This window comes from Methylobacterium tardum (genome assembly GCF_023546765.1).
Lineage (GTDB): Bacteria > Pseudomonadota > Alphaproteobacteria > Rhizobiales > Beijerinckiaceae > Methylobacterium > Methylobacterium tardum.
In genome coordinates this window covers 3413060-3429024 of the sequence record NZ_CP097484.1, presented here as the reverse complement: position 1 = coordinate 3429024, position 15965 = coordinate 3413060, and the positions used below count along the sequence as shown (strand labels likewise).

Annotated in this window: 13 protein-coding genes and 1 pseudogene; 9 read left to right on the top strand and 5 right to left on the bottom strand. The window is 69.1% G+C overall.

The genetic code is table 11. The features are described from left to right. Nucleotides 1-9: 9 nt before the first annotated feature. A pseudogene (locus M6G65_RS16455) lies at nt 10-572 on the bottom strand (TetR/AcrR family transcriptional regulator). Nucleotides 573-669: 97 nt separating this feature from the next. Here M6G65_RS16455 and M6G65_RS16450 point away from each other — a divergent pair. The 4 genes from M6G65_RS16450 (at nt 670) to M6G65_RS16435 (ending at nt 6592) form a co-directional block, all read left to right on the top strand. Then, nucleotides 670-1773, top strand: coding sequence for an efflux RND transporter periplasmic adaptor subunit (locus tag M6G65_RS16450; protein ID WP_373323674.1), 1104 nt, complete (start codon nt 670-672; stop codon nt 1771-1773). Then, entirely contained in the window at nt 1770-2876 is a 1107-nt protein-coding gene (locus M6G65_RS16445) for an efflux RND transporter periplasmic adaptor subunit (protein WP_250104189.1), read from the top strand. The genes M6G65_RS16450 and M6G65_RS16445 overlap by 4 nt, the downstream gene beginning before the upstream one ends. Nucleotides 2877-2898: 22 nt before the next feature. After that, complete coding sequence (locus tag M6G65_RS16440; protein WP_283214833.1) at nt 2899-5961, top strand: efflux RND transporter permease subunit; 3063 nt, start codon at nt 2899-2901, stop codon at nt 5959-5961. Nucleotides 5962-6370: 409 nt separating this feature from the next. Continuing rightward, on the top strand, nt 6371-6592 hold the full coding sequence (locus M6G65_RS16435; protein WP_238195187.1) for a hypothetical protein: 222 nt from the start codon (nt 6371-6373) through the stop codon (nt 6590-6592). A gap of 14 nt (nt 6593-6606) precedes the next feature. On the opposite strand, the gene M6G65_RS16430 is transcribed toward M6G65_RS16435, so the two are convergent. Continuing rightward, on the bottom strand, nt 6607-6984 hold the full coding sequence (locus tag M6G65_RS16430; protein WP_238195188.1) for a 4a-hydroxytetrahydrobiopterin dehydratase: 378 nt from the start codon (nt 6982-6984) through the stop codon (nt 6607-6609). Between the two features lie 187 nt (nt 6985-7171). Between M6G65_RS16430 and M6G65_RS16425 the strand changes: the two genes are divergently transcribed. From M6G65_RS16425 to M6G65_RS16415, 3 genes are read left to right on the top strand one after another with little or no spacing between them, the layout of a single operon-like run. After that, entirely contained in the window at nt 7172-8155 is a 984-nt protein-coding gene (locus tag M6G65_RS16425) for an ABC transporter substrate-binding protein (RefSeq protein ID WP_238195189.1), read from the top strand. Nucleotides 8156-8206: 51 nt separating this feature from the next. Beyond that, nucleotides 8207-8944 (top strand): ABC transporter permease, encoded by a 738-nt coding sequence (locus M6G65_RS16420; RefSeq protein ID WP_238195190.1) that lies wholly within the window; start codon nt 8207-8209, stop codon nt 8942-8944. Then, a complete protein-coding gene (locus M6G65_RS16415) occupies nt 8925-9659 on the top strand; it encodes an ATP-binding cassette domain-containing protein (protein WP_238195191.1) in 735 nt (244 codons plus the stop codon). The genes M6G65_RS16420 and M6G65_RS16415 overlap by 20 nt, the downstream gene beginning before the upstream one ends. Before the next feature lie 59 nt (nt 9660-9718). On the opposite strand, the gene M6G65_RS16410 is transcribed toward M6G65_RS16415, so the two are convergent. Beyond that, nucleotides 9719-11650 (bottom strand): hypothetical protein, encoded by a 1932-nt coding sequence (locus M6G65_RS16410; RefSeq protein WP_238195192.1) that lies wholly within the window; start codon nt 11648-11650, stop codon nt 9719-9721. 138 nt (nt 11651-11788) lie between these two features. Beyond that, on the bottom strand, nt 11789-12115 hold the full coding sequence (locus tag M6G65_RS16405) for a HesB/IscA family protein (RefSeq protein ID WP_238195193.1): 327 nt from the start codon (nt 12113-12115) through the stop codon (nt 11789-11791). A 153-nt stretch (nt 12116-12268) separates the two neighbouring features. Between M6G65_RS16405 and M6G65_RS16400 the strand changes: the two genes are divergently transcribed. Beyond that, nucleotides 12269-13516: a deoxyguanosinetriphosphate triphosphohydrolase gene (locus M6G65_RS16400; protein WP_238195194.1), complete on the top strand. Its 1248-nt coding sequence runs from the start codon at nt 12269-12271 to the stop codon at nt 13514-13516. A 22-nt stretch (nt 13517-13538) separates the two neighbouring features. Here M6G65_RS16400 and M6G65_RS16395 read toward each other — a convergent pair whose 3' ends face one another. After that, complete coding sequence (locus tag M6G65_RS16395) at nt 13539-13928, bottom strand: hypothetical protein (RefSeq protein WP_238195195.1); 390 nt, start codon at nt 13926-13928, stop codon at nt 13539-13541. 268 nt (nt 13929-14196) lie between these two features. Here M6G65_RS16395 and argS point away from each other — a divergent pair, with 268 nt between their 5' ends. Next, complete coding sequence (gene argS / locus M6G65_RS16390) at nt 14197-15948, top strand: arginine--tRNA ligase (protein ID WP_250104188.1); 1752 nt, start codon at nt 14197-14199, stop codon at nt 15946-15948. Nucleotides 15949-15965 lie beyond the last annotated feature (17 nt).

The window sequence follows — 15965 nt, the reverse complement described above, 5'->3', positions numbered from 1 at the left end:
CCGGCGGCCTCAGCGCTCCGGGCGCTTGGCCATGCGCTCCAGCGCATCGAGCATCGGCTGCAGCGCGTCGTCCCCGAGCGCGTGGAATCCCAGCGCCCGCCCCATGAACAGCCCCAGGATTGCGAAGAACAGGACCGCGCCGTCGCCTGGACAGGCGCCCTCGATCCGCTCCAGACGGCCCAGCTGATCCGCCACGAAAGCCCGGTAATCAGCAAGCGCCTCGGGCGACTCGATCGAAGCCAGCAGCAGCGCGCGGGACGATTCGTCGTCGTCGCAATAATGCCCGCGGACATGCGCGACCATGGCCTGCGACAGTCGCGCCGGGCCGGGCGGGATCTCGGCCTCACAGGCGGCGATCTCCTCGCGCAGGTCCGACAGCTTTCGGGCCACGAGGGCCGAGATCAACGCGTCCTTCGAGGCGTAGTGATGCAGCACGCCGCCCTTGCTCAGACCGGCCTCGACCGCGACCGCGTCGATGGTCAGCCCCGGGCTCCGCTTTTGCGGAGGACTGCAGCGGCGGCTTCGAGGATGATCTCGGGCCGCTCCGCCAGCCGCCTGCGCTTCGCTTCCATCACTCACCTGCATTAAAAACCGACTGGACGGTATGTAACTGATCGAGTAGGACCACGCCACGCACTCTGCACGAGCCCGGCCGAGAAGGTCGACCGCATGATCCGTTTCGCCGCTCTCTGTCCAACCGGCTTCCTGCTCGCATTGATCGCGCCGGTCGGCATGAACTTCGCCCAGGCAGAGCCTGTCGCGACGGTCGATCCGTCGCTCGCGAGGGTGCGGGTCGTCGAGGCCCAGCGCACGCCGATGGCCCTCGACGTGGTGCTGACGGGCGACATCCAGGCCCAGGCGCAGGTCAACGTCTCATTCCGGACTAACGGGAAGGTCGCCGAGCGACGGGTGGAGATCGGTGACCACGTCGCGGCCGACCAAGTCCTCGCTGTGCTCGAGCCGCTGACCCAGCGGGCGAATCTCGACAATGCCAAAGCGGCCGTCACCTCGTCGGAGGCGCTGCTGACGCAGGCCAGGATGTCGTTCGAGCGGCAGAAGCAGCTTCTGGCCGGCGGCTTCACGACGCGGACCGCCTACGACAACGCCGAGCAGGAACTGAGGACCACGCAGGCCGCGGTGGATTCCGCCAAGGCCGCACTCGGCACCGCGCAGGAGCAGTTCTCCTACACGGAGCTGCGCGCCGGTGTCGCCGGCATCGTGACCAGCCGCAGCTTTGAGGTCGGGCAGGTGGTGCAGTCCGGTCAAACCGTGCTGGTGCTCGCGCAGGACGGGCCGCGGGATGCGGTCTTCAACGTGTACGAGTCACTCACCGCCCAGCCGCCTGCCAGCGAGACCGTGGCCGTCGCGCTGCAATCCGATCCGAACGTCACGGCGGCCGGGACCGTGCGCGAGATTTCGCCCACGGTCGATGCGTCGAGCGGGACGGTCCGCGTAAAGATCGGTCTCCAGTCGACGCCGGGCGCGATGGGCCTTGGGGCTGTCGTGGTCGGGCGGGGACGGTTCGCGCCGCACGAGGCTGTGGTTCTGCCCTGGTCCGCCCTCTACCGCTACGACGGACGCCCCTCCGTGTGGATCTACGATCCGGCCCAGCGGACCGTGTCGGTGCGCGCCGTCGAGATCGATCGTTTCGGGCCGGACATCATCGCGCTGAAGCGCGGCGTCGAGCCGGGCGAGCGCGTGGTGGTGGCCGGCATCCAATTCCTGCGGCCCGGCCAGACGGTCGCGGCCGCCGAGGTCGGAGCTCGTCCATGAGGCCGCATGCGCTCCTCACCGTCACGCTCCTGTCCGCGGTGCTCGGCGGGTGCAACGGTCACGAGGACAAGACGCGGGATTCCGCCGCCGAGGCGGCGCCCGTACGCCCCGTGCTGACGCAGGTCGCCGAACCGAGCGATACCATCACCTTCGGCCCCTTCGCGGGAACGATCGAACCCCGTTACCAGGCGCAGCTCGGCTTCCAGATTCCCGGCCGGATGGTGGCGCGCGACGTGACAGTCGGCGACATCGTCAAGAAAGGGCAGCGGCTGGCCGCCCTCGACATCATCGTCTCACGCTTCGACCTGACGCGCGCCGAGGCCGATCTCGCCGACGCGCGGGCGCAGGCCGAGAACGCCGATGCCGCCGAGGCGCGGACGCGCCGCCTGATGACCGGCAACAGCGTCGCGCAGGCCACCCTCGACCAGGCTGTGGCAAAACGCGAGACCGCCCGGGCGCGCGTCGAGCAGGCGCAGGCAAGCCTTCAGAAGGCCCGCGATCAGATGGGCTACACCGAGCTGAAGGCTGAATTCGACGGCGTGGTCACGCAGCGCCTGGCCGAAGTCGGTCAGGTTCTGAGCGCCGGACAGGGCGTCGTGACGGTGGCTCGGCCCGACGTTCGCGAGGCGGTGGTCGACATTCCGGAAGCCTATGTCGGCGCGTTGCCGGCGGACTGCATCTTCACGGTGGCGCTCCAGAGCGCGCCAGACCTGACCGCCCGCGGTCGGGTACGCGAGATCGCACCGCTCGCGGAGGCCGGGACGCGCTCGCGCCGCATCCGCATCTCGCTCGAGAAACCGAACCCCGCGTTCCGGCTCGGTGCGACCATCAACGTGGCGCTCACCAGCAAGGTCGAGCGACGCTTCCTGCTGCCCGCATCGGCCCTGCTCGATCAGGATGGACGCCGCTCCGTCTGGGTGGTGTCCGCCGACGCCAAGTCGGTGGCACGCCGAGACGTGACGGTGGCGCCGCAGCCCGGCCGGGGGGAGACGGGCCGAATCGCCATCACCGCCGGGTTGCAGCCCGGCGACCGGGTCGTCGTCGCCGGCGTCCACGCGCTGAAGGAAGGCCAGGCCGTGCGCCTGACCGACGGCGCCGTTTGAGCCGGCCGCACGGGGTTTCTGCGTGAAGGACTTCAACCTTTCCGACTGGGCGCTCGGGCACCGCTCGTTCGTCTGGTTCCTGATGCTCGTCTCGCTGGTCGCCGGCGTGATGGCCTATTCGCGCCTGGGCCGCGAGGAGGATCCGCCGTTCACGATCAAGACCATGGTCGTGCAGACGACGTGGCCGGGTGCGACCATCAAGGATACGATCGATCAGGTCACCGACCGGGTCGAGAAGGAGCTGCAGCAGCTCAACGGGCTCGACTACGTCCGCAGCTACACGACCCCCGGGTCGTCCACGGTCTTCGTGCAGTTCCGCGACACGCTGAAGAAGGGCGAGATCCAGCCGGCCTTCTACCAGGTGCGCAAGCGCCTCGGCGACATCAAGGGCCAGTTTCCGGACGGCGTGCAGGGCCCGTTCTTCAACGACGAGTTCGGCGACGTCTACGGCAACATCTACGCGTTCACGGCCGACGGGCTGACCTATCGGCAGCTGCGCGACTACGTGGAGGGCGTCCGCACCGAGGTGCTGCGGGTCCCTGATATCGGCAAGACCCAGCTGATCGGAACCCAGGCCGAGACGATCTTCCTCGACTTCTCGACCCGCAAGCTCGCCGGCTACGGCATCGACTTCCAGGCTCTGATCAAGGCGCTGCAGGCGCAGAACGCGGTCTCGGCCTCCGGTGTGGTCCAGGCGGGTCCGGAACGGGTCTCGCTGCGGGTCAGCGGCTCGTTCGCCTCGGAGGCGGCGCTCCAGGACTTCAACCTCCGAGTGAATGACCGCTTCTTCCGGCTCGCGGACATCGCCGAGATCAGCCGCGGCTACGAGGACCCGCCGGCACCGATGTTCCGGTTCGAGGGCAAGCCCGCCATCGGCCTCGCCATCGCGATGCGGCCGGGCGCCAACTTGCTGCATTTCGGCGAGGCCCTGAAGGAGCGCATGCGGCTGATCGAGGCCAAGCTGCCGGTGGGCGTCGGGGTCCATCTCGTGTCGGACCAGCCCAAGCAGGTGGAGCACGCGGTCGGCGGCTTCACCGAGGCCCTGGTCGAGGCGGTGATCATCGTGCTCGCCGTCAGTTTCGTGAGCCTCGGCGTCCGCGCCGGACTGGTGGTGTCCGTGTCGATCCCGCTGGTTCTGGCGATCGTGTTCGTGGTCATGCAGATCATGGACGTGACGCTGCAGCGCATCTCGCTCGGCGCCCTGATCATCGCCCTCGGCCTCCTGGTCGACGACGCCATGATCACCGTGGAGATGATGGTCGCCCGCCTGGAGCGCGGCGACACGCTGCGGAAGGCCGCGACCTTCGCCTACACCTCAACGGCGTTCCCGATGCTGACCGGGACGCTTGTCACGGTGGCGGGCTTCCTGCCCATCGGGTTCAACGGTTCGGGCGCGGGCGAGTACACCTACTCGCTGTTCGTGGTCATCGCCGCCGCTCTGCTGGTGTCGTGGGTCGTGGCGGTGCTGTTCGCCCCGCTGATCGGCGTCACGCTCCTGCCGAAGACCATGAAGCATCATACCGAGAAGCGGGGCCTCTTCACCCGCCTGTTCCTGGCCGCGCTCCGCGTCGCCATGCGGTGGCGCTGGACCACGGTGGTCCTGTCCCTCGCGCTGATGATCAGCGCGATCGTCGGGATGGGACACGTGCAGCAGCAATTCTTCCCGTCCTCGGACCGGTCCGAGCTGCTGGTCGACCTGACGCTGCCGCAGAACGCCACGATCGCCGAGACCAAGGCGCAGATGGATCGGTTCGAGGCGAAGCTGAAGGACGATCCGGACGTGACGAGCTGGTCGTCCTATGTCGGGCAGGGCGCCGTGCGCTTCTACCTGCCCCTCGACCAGCAGCTCGCGAACGCGTTCTACGGGCAGATCGTGATCGTCACGAAATCCCTGGAGCTGCGCGACCGGGTCATGGCGCGGCTTCAGGACGTCGCCCAGCGCGACTTCGTCGGCACCGACGTGCTGGTGCAGCCGCTGAGCCTCGGGCCGCCCGTCGGCCGGCCGGTCCAGTACCGTCTCAGCGGGCCCAATATGGAGACCGCGCGCCACCTCGCCCTCGACCTCGCGAACGTGGTGGCCTCCGACAAGCGACTCGACGTCCCGACCTTCGACTGGAACGAGCCCGGCAAGGTGCTGCGGGTCGAGATCCTGCAGGACAAGGCTCGCCAGCTCGGCGTGACCAGCCAGGACGTGGCCGGCATCCTCAACGGAATCGAGGGCGGTCAGGCGATCACCCAGGTGCGCGATTCGATCTATCTGGTGAACGTCGTCGGCCGGGCCCGGGCGGCGGAGCGGTCCTCGCTGGACACCCTCCAGTCGCTGCAGGTTGGTCTCGCCAACGGAACCGTGGTGCCGCTCCTCGCCTTCGCGCGGATCGGCTACGACCTCGAGCAGCCGATCGTCTGGCGTCGGGACCGGCTGCCGACCGTGACGGTGCGCGCGACGATTCACGATGCCACGCAGCCCGCCACCATCGTGGCCGCCCTGCAACCCGGAATCGACGCCTTCATCAAGACGCTGCCGGAGGGTTACACGCTCCAGACCGGCGGCGCCGTCGAGGAGTCTGCGAAGGGCCAGGGCCCGATCGCGGCCGTCGTCCCGGTCATGCTGCTCGCCATGGCTCTGCTGCTGATGATGCAGCTCCAGAGCTTCGGGCGGATGCTGCTCGTGTTCACGGTCGCGCCCCTCGGCCTGATCGGCGTGGTTCCGGCGCTCCTGCTGTTCGACAAGCCTATGGGCTTCGTCGCCATCCTGGGCATCCTGGCGCTGATCGGCATCATCATCCGCAACGCGGTGATCCTGGTGAGCCAGATCGAGGAGTTCCGGGCCGAGGGGATGGCCCCGTGGGACGCCGTGTTCGAGGCGACCCACCACCGCATGCGGCCGATCCTGCTGACGGCCGCGGCGGCGAGCCTGGGCCTGATTCCGATCGCCCGCGAGGTGTTCTGGGGCCCGATGGCCTTCGCGATGATCGGCGGCATCCTGGCAGCGACGTTCCTGACGCTTCTGTTCCTGCCCGCCCTGTATGTCGGCTGCTACCGCATCCGACCCTCTGCCGGCGGCACGGCAACGCACGCCGCCTGAGCACCGGCGGTAAGAGATCGCGGCGCCCTGTGTTGGCGCTGCGAGAAACGGTCGGCCCGCCTTTTCGCCCCCTCAGGCGGGCCGACCGTGACGGTCTTGTTGGAGGATGGCGCTCTCCGCCATCACGAGCACAGCGAAGTGACCCAGGACAGCGCGACATCGGCCGTTGTCGCGCTGTCTGGATTGCTTTGCTCCGCTCGCAAAGACGGCGAAGCCGGAGCCAGCATCCGAGCTCCTATCGCACCACGCCCGTCCGGATCGCCAAGTGGTCGGCGAGCTGCCGTCCGTCCGCCCGCACGAAGCTGGATCACCCGCGCTATTCATCGCGACATGCTGGAACATGACGACGGGCGCAACTTTCGCGCCGGCCGGCGCGTAGGGTGGAGCCGTAACGGGGAACTCCACCTGCATGAACGCCTTCATCGCCGTCGTCCTGGTCTGCGCCAACGGCCTCGCCCAGGATGTCTGCACCGACGACCAGGCGCTGGAAGTGCGCAAGGTCCGGGTCGCCAACGAGCTCGGCTGCGCCACCGGGTGGCAGGAGATCATCGCCCGCACCGAGCGGCGCGACGAGATCGGCAAGAGCGCCTACCTCAAGACCGAGTGCCGCCGGGTGAAGGACCCGCAGTGACGGTCGGCCCGCCGCTACTTGTCGTACTTGATGTAGGCGAAGCGGGCATCGGTCGGCGTGCCTTCGAGGCCCTGGCCTTCCTGGCCCGGCTGCCACGCGACCACCTCCTCGATCTTCCGCGCGAGGGCGAAATCCTTGTCGGTGATGCCCTTCGCGGCGTGGTTCATGAGCCGAACCTCGACCCAGGCGTAGGAGGCCGTGATGTCGGGATGGTGCCACGCGGCCTCGGCGAGATGGCCCACCGTGTTGATGACCATCAGCGTGCTCTTCCAGCCCGCCGTCTTGTAGGTGCGGCGGATCCACCCATCCTCCAGCCGCCACGCCGGCAACTCGGCTTTCAGCCGCGCCTCCACGGTCGCCTCGTCGAGAGCGCCTTCGCGTCGCTCGGTCATGGCCCAATCCTCCCGGTTTGCATGAACCCGGTGAAGGTGCCGCCGCGGCCGAGCACGCGCAAGCGCATCGTGCGCGGTGGACGCAGGCCCATGCGGGCCCTATGACCATTTTCCAATGGCGCCCGGACCACTCGGCACCTCAGTCTGCGGCTGCTGAAAACTGCGCAATACGATGGGAGAAGGCGTGATGCTGTCACGGCGCGCGATGCTCGCCGGAAGCCTGCTCGGCGGCCTCGGCCTGCGGGCGGCACGCGCCGACGCGCCGGTCATCCGCCTGGGAAGCCTGCCCTTCGGCACCTCGACCTGGGAGGCGGCCGTCATCAAGGCGCGCGGCCTCGATACCGCGAACGGCTTCCAGCTCGACGCGGTCAAGCTTGCCGGGAACGATGCTGCGCGGATCAGCTTCATCGGCGGCCAGGTCGACACGATCATCGGCGACCTGCTCTGGGCAGCCCGCCTCGGCAACGACGGGCAGGCGGTCCGTTTCATTCCGTATTCGACCTCGGAAGGCGCCGTGATGGTGCCGTCCGACAGCGCGATCAGGTCCTTGAAGGACCTCGACGGCAAGCGTCTCGGCGTGGCCGGCGGCCCCCTCGACAAGAACTGGCTGCTCTTGAAAGCCCAGGCCAAGGACGCTGCCGGCATCGACCTCGAGCACGCCGCCGAGATCGCCTACGGCGCGCCGCCGCTGATCACCCTGAAGCTGGAGCAGGGCGCGCTCGACGCGGCGCTGACCTACTGGACTTACTGCGCGCGGCTGGAGGCCAAGAAGTACCGCCGGCTCGTCGGGGCCGAGGACGTCATGCACGCCCTGGGCGTGTCGGGCGATGTCGCGCTGATCGGCTACCTGTTCCAGGACACGACCGTCAAGGAGAAGCCCGACGCGGTGGCCGGCTTCTCCCGGGCGTCGCGGGCTGCCAAGGACATGCTGGCGCAGGATCCGAGCACGTGGCAGATCGTGCGCCCGCTGATGGCTGCCGAGGACGACGCCACCTTCGAGGCCCTGAAGCGCGATTTCCTAACCGGCATCCCGCGCAGGCCGGTGGCCGAGGAGCGCGCCGATGCCGAGAAGCTCTACGCCGTGATGGCGCGGCTCGGCGGCACCCGCCTGGTCGGCAAGGGCAACGGGCTCCCGCCTGACCTCTACTACGATTCCGGCCGGAATGGCTGAGGCACCCCTCCGCCCGGCTGCCGTGACTTTCTTCCGGAACGCCGGGACCGCATGGGCGCACTGACCCGCATCGCGTCCCTCATCGTGCTCGTCGCCGCGTGGCAGGCCGCGGCGCCGGAGGCCGGGTCGCGTCTGCTGCCGGCCCCCCTCACGGTGCTGCGCTTCATCGTGCAAGAAGCCGAGCGCGGCGACCTCGTCCACAATGTCGGTGTGACGCTGCTCCGGGTCGCGATCTCGTTCACGGTGGCGATGGCGCTCGGGGTCGCGCTGGGCGTCGCCCTCGGGCGGTCGAAGGCCGCCGACCTGACCCTCGACACGCCGCTCCTCGTCCTCCTCAACACACCGGCCCTGGTCATCACGGTGCTGGCCTATGTCTGGGTCGGGCTGACCGAGACGGCGGCAATCCTCGCGGTGGTGCTCAACAAGCTCCCGAACGTGGCGGTGATCGTGCGCGAGGGCGCTCGGAACCTCGATCCAGGCCTCGACGAGATGGCGCGGGCCTACCGCCTCGACCGCCGTACCTGGATCCGCGACGTGCTGATCCCGCAGCTGCAGCCCTACATGGTCACCGCAGCGCGCTCGGGCCTCTCGCTCGCCTGGAAGATCGTGCTGGTGGTCGAGCTGCTCGGACGCCCGGACGGGGTCGGGTTCGCGATCAACTACTACTTCGTCCAGAGCACCGACGTGGCCGCGATCATCGGCTACAGCCTCGTCTTCATGGCCGTGATGATCGGCATCGATGTCCTCCTGCTGCAGCGGCTCGAAACCTATGTCCGCCGCTGGCGCTGAGCCCGTCCTCCAGGTCGCGATCGACTCGAAATGGTACCGGCCCCCTCGCGCCGAGCCGGTCGAGGCCGTCCGCGGCCTCGCGTTCGGCGTCGGCGCCGGCGAGATCGTCTGCCTGATCGGTCCCTCGGGCGCGGGAAAGACCACGACCCTGCGGATCCTGCTTGGCCTCGACTCGGATTTCGAGGGGCGCGTCTCAGGGGCGGACAAGGCCGGGATCGTCTTCCAGGAGCCCCGGCTGCTGCCTTGGCGAAGCATCGAGCACAATGTCCGCCTCGGGCTGCCCCGGGCACGCCGTGACCAGAACCTCGACGGGCTGTTCGCGCAGCTCGGGCTGACGGCTTGGCGCGGGAGCTATCCCAAGGCGCTCTCTCTCGGGATGCAGCGCCGGGTCGCGCTCGCCCGGGCCCTCGCCGCCGGACCGCGGATCCTCGTGCTCGACGAGCCGTTCGTCTCCCTGGACGATGCCGCCGCCGCCGAGCTGCGCGGGCTGGTGGTGGACACGGTGGACAAAGCCGGCATGAGCGTCCTGATGGTGACCCACAACGTCGCCGAGGCCATTGGCATCGCGGATCGTCTTCTGCTCGTGTCGCGGCGTCCGGCGAGCCTGATCGGCGATGTGCCCCTCGACCGTCCGCGACGCGCCCGCGACCGCGCCTGGGCCGAAGCCACGCGGGCGACGCTCGCGGCTCGGCACCCGGACATCATCGCTGTCTAGACCGGACGGCGCGGCCGCCCAGTGCGCCGGTGGTGCGCGGCGTCCCTCTCGGCCGGCGCTCAGTTCGCCTTCGCCTCGACTTCCAGCCGGTCAAGCACCGCGGCCGGCGAGCGCGCGGCGCCGAGATCGATGAAGCCGATCCCCGCCGGCTCCTTGGCCTTGGCGTGCACGACCAGCTTGCCGGGCTTCATCACGAACTGGCCCATGGCGGCGCCGATCCCTTTCGCGGCGGCGCTGTTGCCGAGGATGATCGGCACGCCGAGCAGGCTGGCGGTGACGTATTCCTTGCGCAGCTCATCCGGCTTGAGGCTCATGTCCTTCGACTGCGCTGTGAGGAAGCGCTCGAACAGGCCGGCATTCTCCACCGTCAGGTCGAGGGTCTTGGCGCTCCCGGAGAACATCAGCATCGTCGCCGCCGGCAGGGATCCGGAGAACAGCTCCGGCCCGATGCCACCCAGCGTCCCCGACAACCGGACCGTCCCGATGTCGCGCCCGGTGACCGTGATCTCGCGCAGCGACAGATCGCGCGCCTTCTCGTCCAGGCTCGCATCGGCCACGACGTCGAGGTCGAGATCCCGGTAGCCGTAGATAGGCAGCATGCCGAGGATCGGCGCGCCGGCGAGCAGATCCGCCGGCAGGCTCAGGCCGCTCAGGCTGAGGCGGCTGGTGCTTGGCACGCCGTCGCTGGGCGGCCCGAAGGCCAGGACCGCATTGCGCAGGCCGATCTGGCGCGCGGGGCGGGGCGACACCGTCACGGCGAGAGGATCGACCGCCTTCAGGTCCGCAACCTTGGGATCTGCCGCCTTGCCGACGCCCGGCCGGTTCGCGTCGGGACCGGCGCCGCGCGCGGGGGCCCGGGCGTCGCGTGGGGGCGCCGGGTCTGGCGCAACCTCGGACGGAAGATCGATCGACAGCTCGTTCAGGGTCAGGTTGCCGAGCGTCGGCGCCAGACGGCGCATCTCGACATCCGACAGGCCGGCTTCTGCCCCGGGTTCGACGGCGATCCCGCGCAGCGCCGCCACCGTGGGTGCCAGCGAGGTTCCGGCGAGGGCGAGGCGGCCGATATGCGCGCGGAGACTTCCGCGTGAAAACGCGAGATCCTGCAGAACTGTCCCGGCATCCGATCCCGCGGATGCGTAGCCGACACGGCCGATCTCGAACAGCACCGGCCCCCGCGGGTCGGAATCGCTGACGCTCAGGCCCTGCATCTCCAGGCTTCCCAGGGCGGTCGCCTCGATCAGGTCGGCGGCCGCACCGGCGAAGGCACGCCGGTCATGTGCCCCCTGGAGGCCCGCGGCCACGATCTCGAAGGCCCCGTTCCAACCGTCGGGCACCTGACGACCGCCGAGATCACGCCCGCTCAGGCGCGCGATCTTCACGGTGGTCCCGCGTGCGTCCGAGTAGGTCACGTCGGAGACCTGTACGGTGCCGTAAACCCGCTGGACCGGTCCCTTCCCGTCGCCCGGGAGGGTGTAGAGTCGATTGAGCGCCGCGAGATCGAGATCCGTGGCCCGCACCTGGCCGTAGGTGCCGGAACTGCGATTCGCCCCCGCGACGACGCTGATCGTTGCACCTGCGGCGATCAGCTCGCCGACGCGGCCGCCCCGGACATCGCGCGCGACGACGTCGCGGTACGTGACGACCTGGCGGTTTTCGCCGGGCCCGACATTCTCCGACGTCAGAACCGGAACCGTGAGGCTCCCGGCATCGAGCTGGGCGAGCCGCGTTTCCCAGGGCACGGACGAGTCCGGCCGGAGGATCCCGGCAAGGTCCTCCTTGGAGAGGCGCGTGCCACTCGCCGTCAGCTTCGGCGCCTTGAGCAGCGTCCCGCCGAGCGGCAGCACCACGTCGGTGACGGTGATGTCCTGAACGGCGGCGGCGCCCTCCTGTGCGGCGACGGGCGCCAAGGGAACGCCGAGGCCGAGCAGGGCCATCGCACCGGCCGCCGCCAAGGCCGACCGGAGGCGGAAGCAGGCCTTCGGATGGATCATGACCGTCTCGGGACCGGAGCTTTTGCAGGATCCCGTAGGGGTGCCGCGTTTTGCCGGACCTGGCAATCGCGCGGCCCAGGTCACGCGTCCGAGCCGGGCCGGGTGTCGTAAGAGCGCAACGGCCAGCCGGCGAGCCGCCTAGAGCGAGAAGGACGTGCCGCAGCCGCAGGAGGCGGTCGCCAGCGGGTTTTCGATCTTGAAGGACTGGCCGATCAGATCGTTCACGAAATCGATGGTCGAGCCGCTCATGTATTCCAGCGAGACCGGATCGACGATCACTGTGGCGCCGTCGCGCTCGATCGCGATGTCCTGAGCCTCGCGATTCCGGGCGATATCGAAGGCGTAGGAGAAGCCCGAGCAACCGCCGCCGTTAACGCTGATCCGCAACGACGAGCCGGATGGCTCGGAGCCCATGATCTCGTTGATGCGCTTGGCCGCGCGGGCGGTCAGGGTGATATCAGCCATCGGTCTCTGGCCACGCATTCGTTCGGTGGACGGCGTCGCGCGCGTGTTGCCGCGGACGCCTCGACCCACAAGATATGAGCCACGGGCCCGCGCTGCAACGCGCCGGACGGGGAGGGGTCATGACCAGGTTGCGGGCGAAGGCGAGCGGGCATCGTGCGACCGAACGGTGAGCGCTGGCGCGCGCCCTACGCCACGGATCCGGCCCGGACCCGCGGCCGGCTCATCCCCGAAGCCGGCTCGCCCACGCGCAGCGATTTCCAGCGCGACCGGGACCGGATCATCCACTCGACGGCCTTCCGCCGCCTCAAGCACAAGACACAGGTCTTCGTGCATCACGAGGGCGATCATTATCGCACGCGGCTGACCCACACTCTCGAGGTTAGCCAGATCGGCCGTGCACTCGCCCGGGCCCTGGGCCTCGACGAGGACCTCGCGGAGGCGCTGGCGCTGAGCCACGACCTCGGCCACACCTGCTTCGGCCATACCGGCGAGGATGCCCTCGACGCCTGCATGGCTGCCCACGGGGGGTTCGATCACAACGCCCAGGCCTTGCGGATCGTCACGCGCCTGGAGCGGCGCTACGCCGGTTTCGACGGGCTCAACCTCGCCTGGGAGACCCTCGAAGGCCTGGTCAAGCACAACGGGCCGCTGCTCAGCGCCGACGGTCGGCCGACCCCGCGTTACGCCGAGCGCGGTATCCCGGCCGCCATCCTCGAATACGACGCGCTGAATCCCCTCGACCTGTGGAGCCAGGCCGGCCCGGAGGCGCAGGCCGCTTCGCTTGCCGACGATATCGCCTACGCGGCCCACGACCTCGATGACGGGCTGCGTGCCGGCCTATTCGAAATACCGGACCTACGCGCGGTCCCGTTCCTGGCTGATCTCCTCGACGAGATCGACCGGCTTCATCCGGGTCTCGAACCCTCGCGGAAGATCCACGAATTGGCGCGGCGCGTGATCACGCGCTTCGTCGAGGACGTGATCCGCGAAGGCGGCCGCCGCATCGCGGCTTTGGACCCGCGCAGCATCGAGGATATCCGCCGGGCCGACGCCCCGGTCATCGCGTTCTCGCCGGAGATCGCGGCAGCCGACGCCGACATCATGCGCTTCCTGTGGGGGCGGATGTACCGGCATCCGGGCGTCGTGGCGGTGCGCACGAAGGCCGACGCCATCGTCCGCGACCTGTTCACCGCCTTCACGGCGGATCCGTCGCGCATGCCCGAGGAGTGGAGCACCGGCCTCGACGGCGCCGGCGAGGCGCGCATCGCGCGCAGGGTCGCGGACTACATCGCCGGCATGACAGACACCTACGCGGTGCTGGCCCACCGTAAGCTGTACGCTTCGACGCCGGACCTGCACTGGGAATTGCCGAGTCGGGGATTGCCCCTCGCCGAGCCGTGAGGCCGGGCGAGGGTCATCGCGGTCAGCAGCCGCAGCCGTACCCGTAACCATAACCGCCGTAATAGCCGGCCGGATAGCTGTAGCTGTAGCCGCCATAGGCGGCCGGATAGCCGTAGCCATAACCGTAGCCGCCATACCCGCCATAGCCGTAGGCACCGTAAAGGCTGCCCGCGGCGAGGCCGAGACCCAGCCCGATGCCGGCGCCGGCCAATCCGTAGCCGAGGCCGCGGCCGTAACCGTACCCGTAGCCGCGGCCGTAGAATCCGCGCCCCGCGAATCCGCGATAGCCGTAGCCGCCGCCGTGGAAGCCGCCACCGTAGAAGCCGCCGTACCGGAAGCCGCGGGCCTCTGCGCTCGGAGCAGCCAGGATCACGGCGCCGAGCGCCGCTCCCGCGATCATCAAGGTCTTCATCAGTCTCTCCGTGATCGAGGATCTTACGATCACCGGTCAGGACACCGTCTGATTTCCGTCAAGACAAGGCACGCCCATAGGGATGAGTATTCATCGCACGGGATAACGTGCCCCCGAGCGCCGCTCGGTTCAGGAGGCCTTCGGTTCGCGCATCGGACGCGGCTGCCCGATGCCGTGACACCCCTCCGCCCCCTTGCTAGAGCACCCGGGCGGGCGCAGGCCGGGTAGGCCAGCCGACGAGATCCCCGCGCGAGCGAGACCGAGACCGATGAACATCTTCGCCCTGTTCGAGGCGCGCGTGCGCGAGGCCGTGGAAGCGCTGACGCGCGCCGGCCAACTGCCGGACGGCCTCGACCTCGGCCGCGTGGTCGCCGAGCCGCCCCGCGATCCGTCGCACGGCGACCTCGCGACCAACGCGGCCCTGGTGCTCGCCAAGGAGGCCCGGACGAATCCCAAGGTCCTCGGCGAAGCGCTGGCGGCGGAACTGCGGGCCGATCCGCGGATCGCCGAGGTCAGCGTCGCCGGTCCCGGCTTCATCAACCTGCGCCTCGTACCCGAGATCTTCCAGGCGGTCCTGCGCAGCGCGCTGACGGAGCCCGAAAGGTTCGGCCGCGCGCAGCTGTCCGGCGGCCCGATCAATGTCGAGTACGTGTCGGCCAACCCGACCGGGCCGATGCATGTCGGCCACGGCCGCGGGGCGGTCTTCGGCGATGCGCTCTGCAACCTTCTGGTCGCGGCCGGCCGGCAGGTGACGCGGGAATATTACATCAACGATGCCGGCGCCCAGGTCGACGTGCTCGCCCGCTCGGCCTTCCAGCGCTACCGCGAGGCGCTCGGCGAGCCCTTCGCCATCGCCGAGGGGCTCTATCCCGGCGACTACCTCAAGCCGGTGGGTGCCAAGCTCGCGGAGCGTCACGGCCGCGCCCTGCTGGACCAGCCGGAGGCGGAATGGCTGCCTGTGGTGCGCGAGATCGCGCTCGGCATGATGATGGACATGATCCGGGCCGATCTCGAGGCGATCGGGATCCGGCACGACGTGTTCTTCTCCGAGCGGACACTGCAGCAGAGCGGCGCCGTGAAGGCGCTGCTGCAGGAGCTTCGCGAGAAAGGCCTCGTCTACGAGGGCCGTCTTCCGCCGCCCAAGGGGCAGCTGCCGGAGGATTGGGAGGATCGCGAGCAGACGCTGTTCCGCACCCGGGAATTCGGCGACGACAGCGACCGGCCGCTCCTGAAGTCTGACGGCTCCTACACCTATTTCGCCTCCGACATCGCCTATCACCGGGCGAAGTACCTCGCGGGGGCCACCGAGCTGATCGACGTCCTCGGCGCCGACCACGGCGGCTACGTGAAGCGCATGCAGGCGGCCGTGAGGGCGGTCAGCGACGGCAAGGCGACGCTCGACGTCAAGCTGTGCCAGCTGGTGCGGCTGTTACGCGCAGGCGAGCCCGTGAAGATGTCGAAGCGCGCTGGCGAATTCGTGACCCTGCGCGACGTCATCGACGAGGTCGGCCGCGACGCGATCCGTTTCATGATGCTCTACCGGAAGAACGACGCGACCCTGGATTTCGATCTCGCCAAGGTGGTCGAGCAGTCCAAGGACAACCCGGTCTTCTACGTTCAGTACGCCCATGCCCGCGCCCGATCGGTCCAGCGGCAGGCCCGCGAGGCGTTTCCCGACGCGGATCTCTCGGCCGGCGCCCTGGTGCAGGATGCGGATCTCGGTCTCCTGACCGATTCCGGCGAGATCGAGATGATGCGCCTGATCGCCCAGTACCCGCGGGTCCTCGAATCCGCCGCCGTGGCGCACGAGCCGCACAGAATCGCGTTCCACCTCTATGAACTTGCCTCCGCGCTTCATAGTTTCTGGAACAAGGGCAAAGACTTGCCGCAATTACGGTTTGTTAATGCAACCGACCGAAAGTCGACCTGGGCCCGGCTGGCGCTCGCCGAAGCTCTCAGGAGCACGCTAGCCACAGGCCTTGCGGTTCTCGGTGTGACCGCGCCGGACGAGATGCGATAGGCCCGGGAGCATCGGGC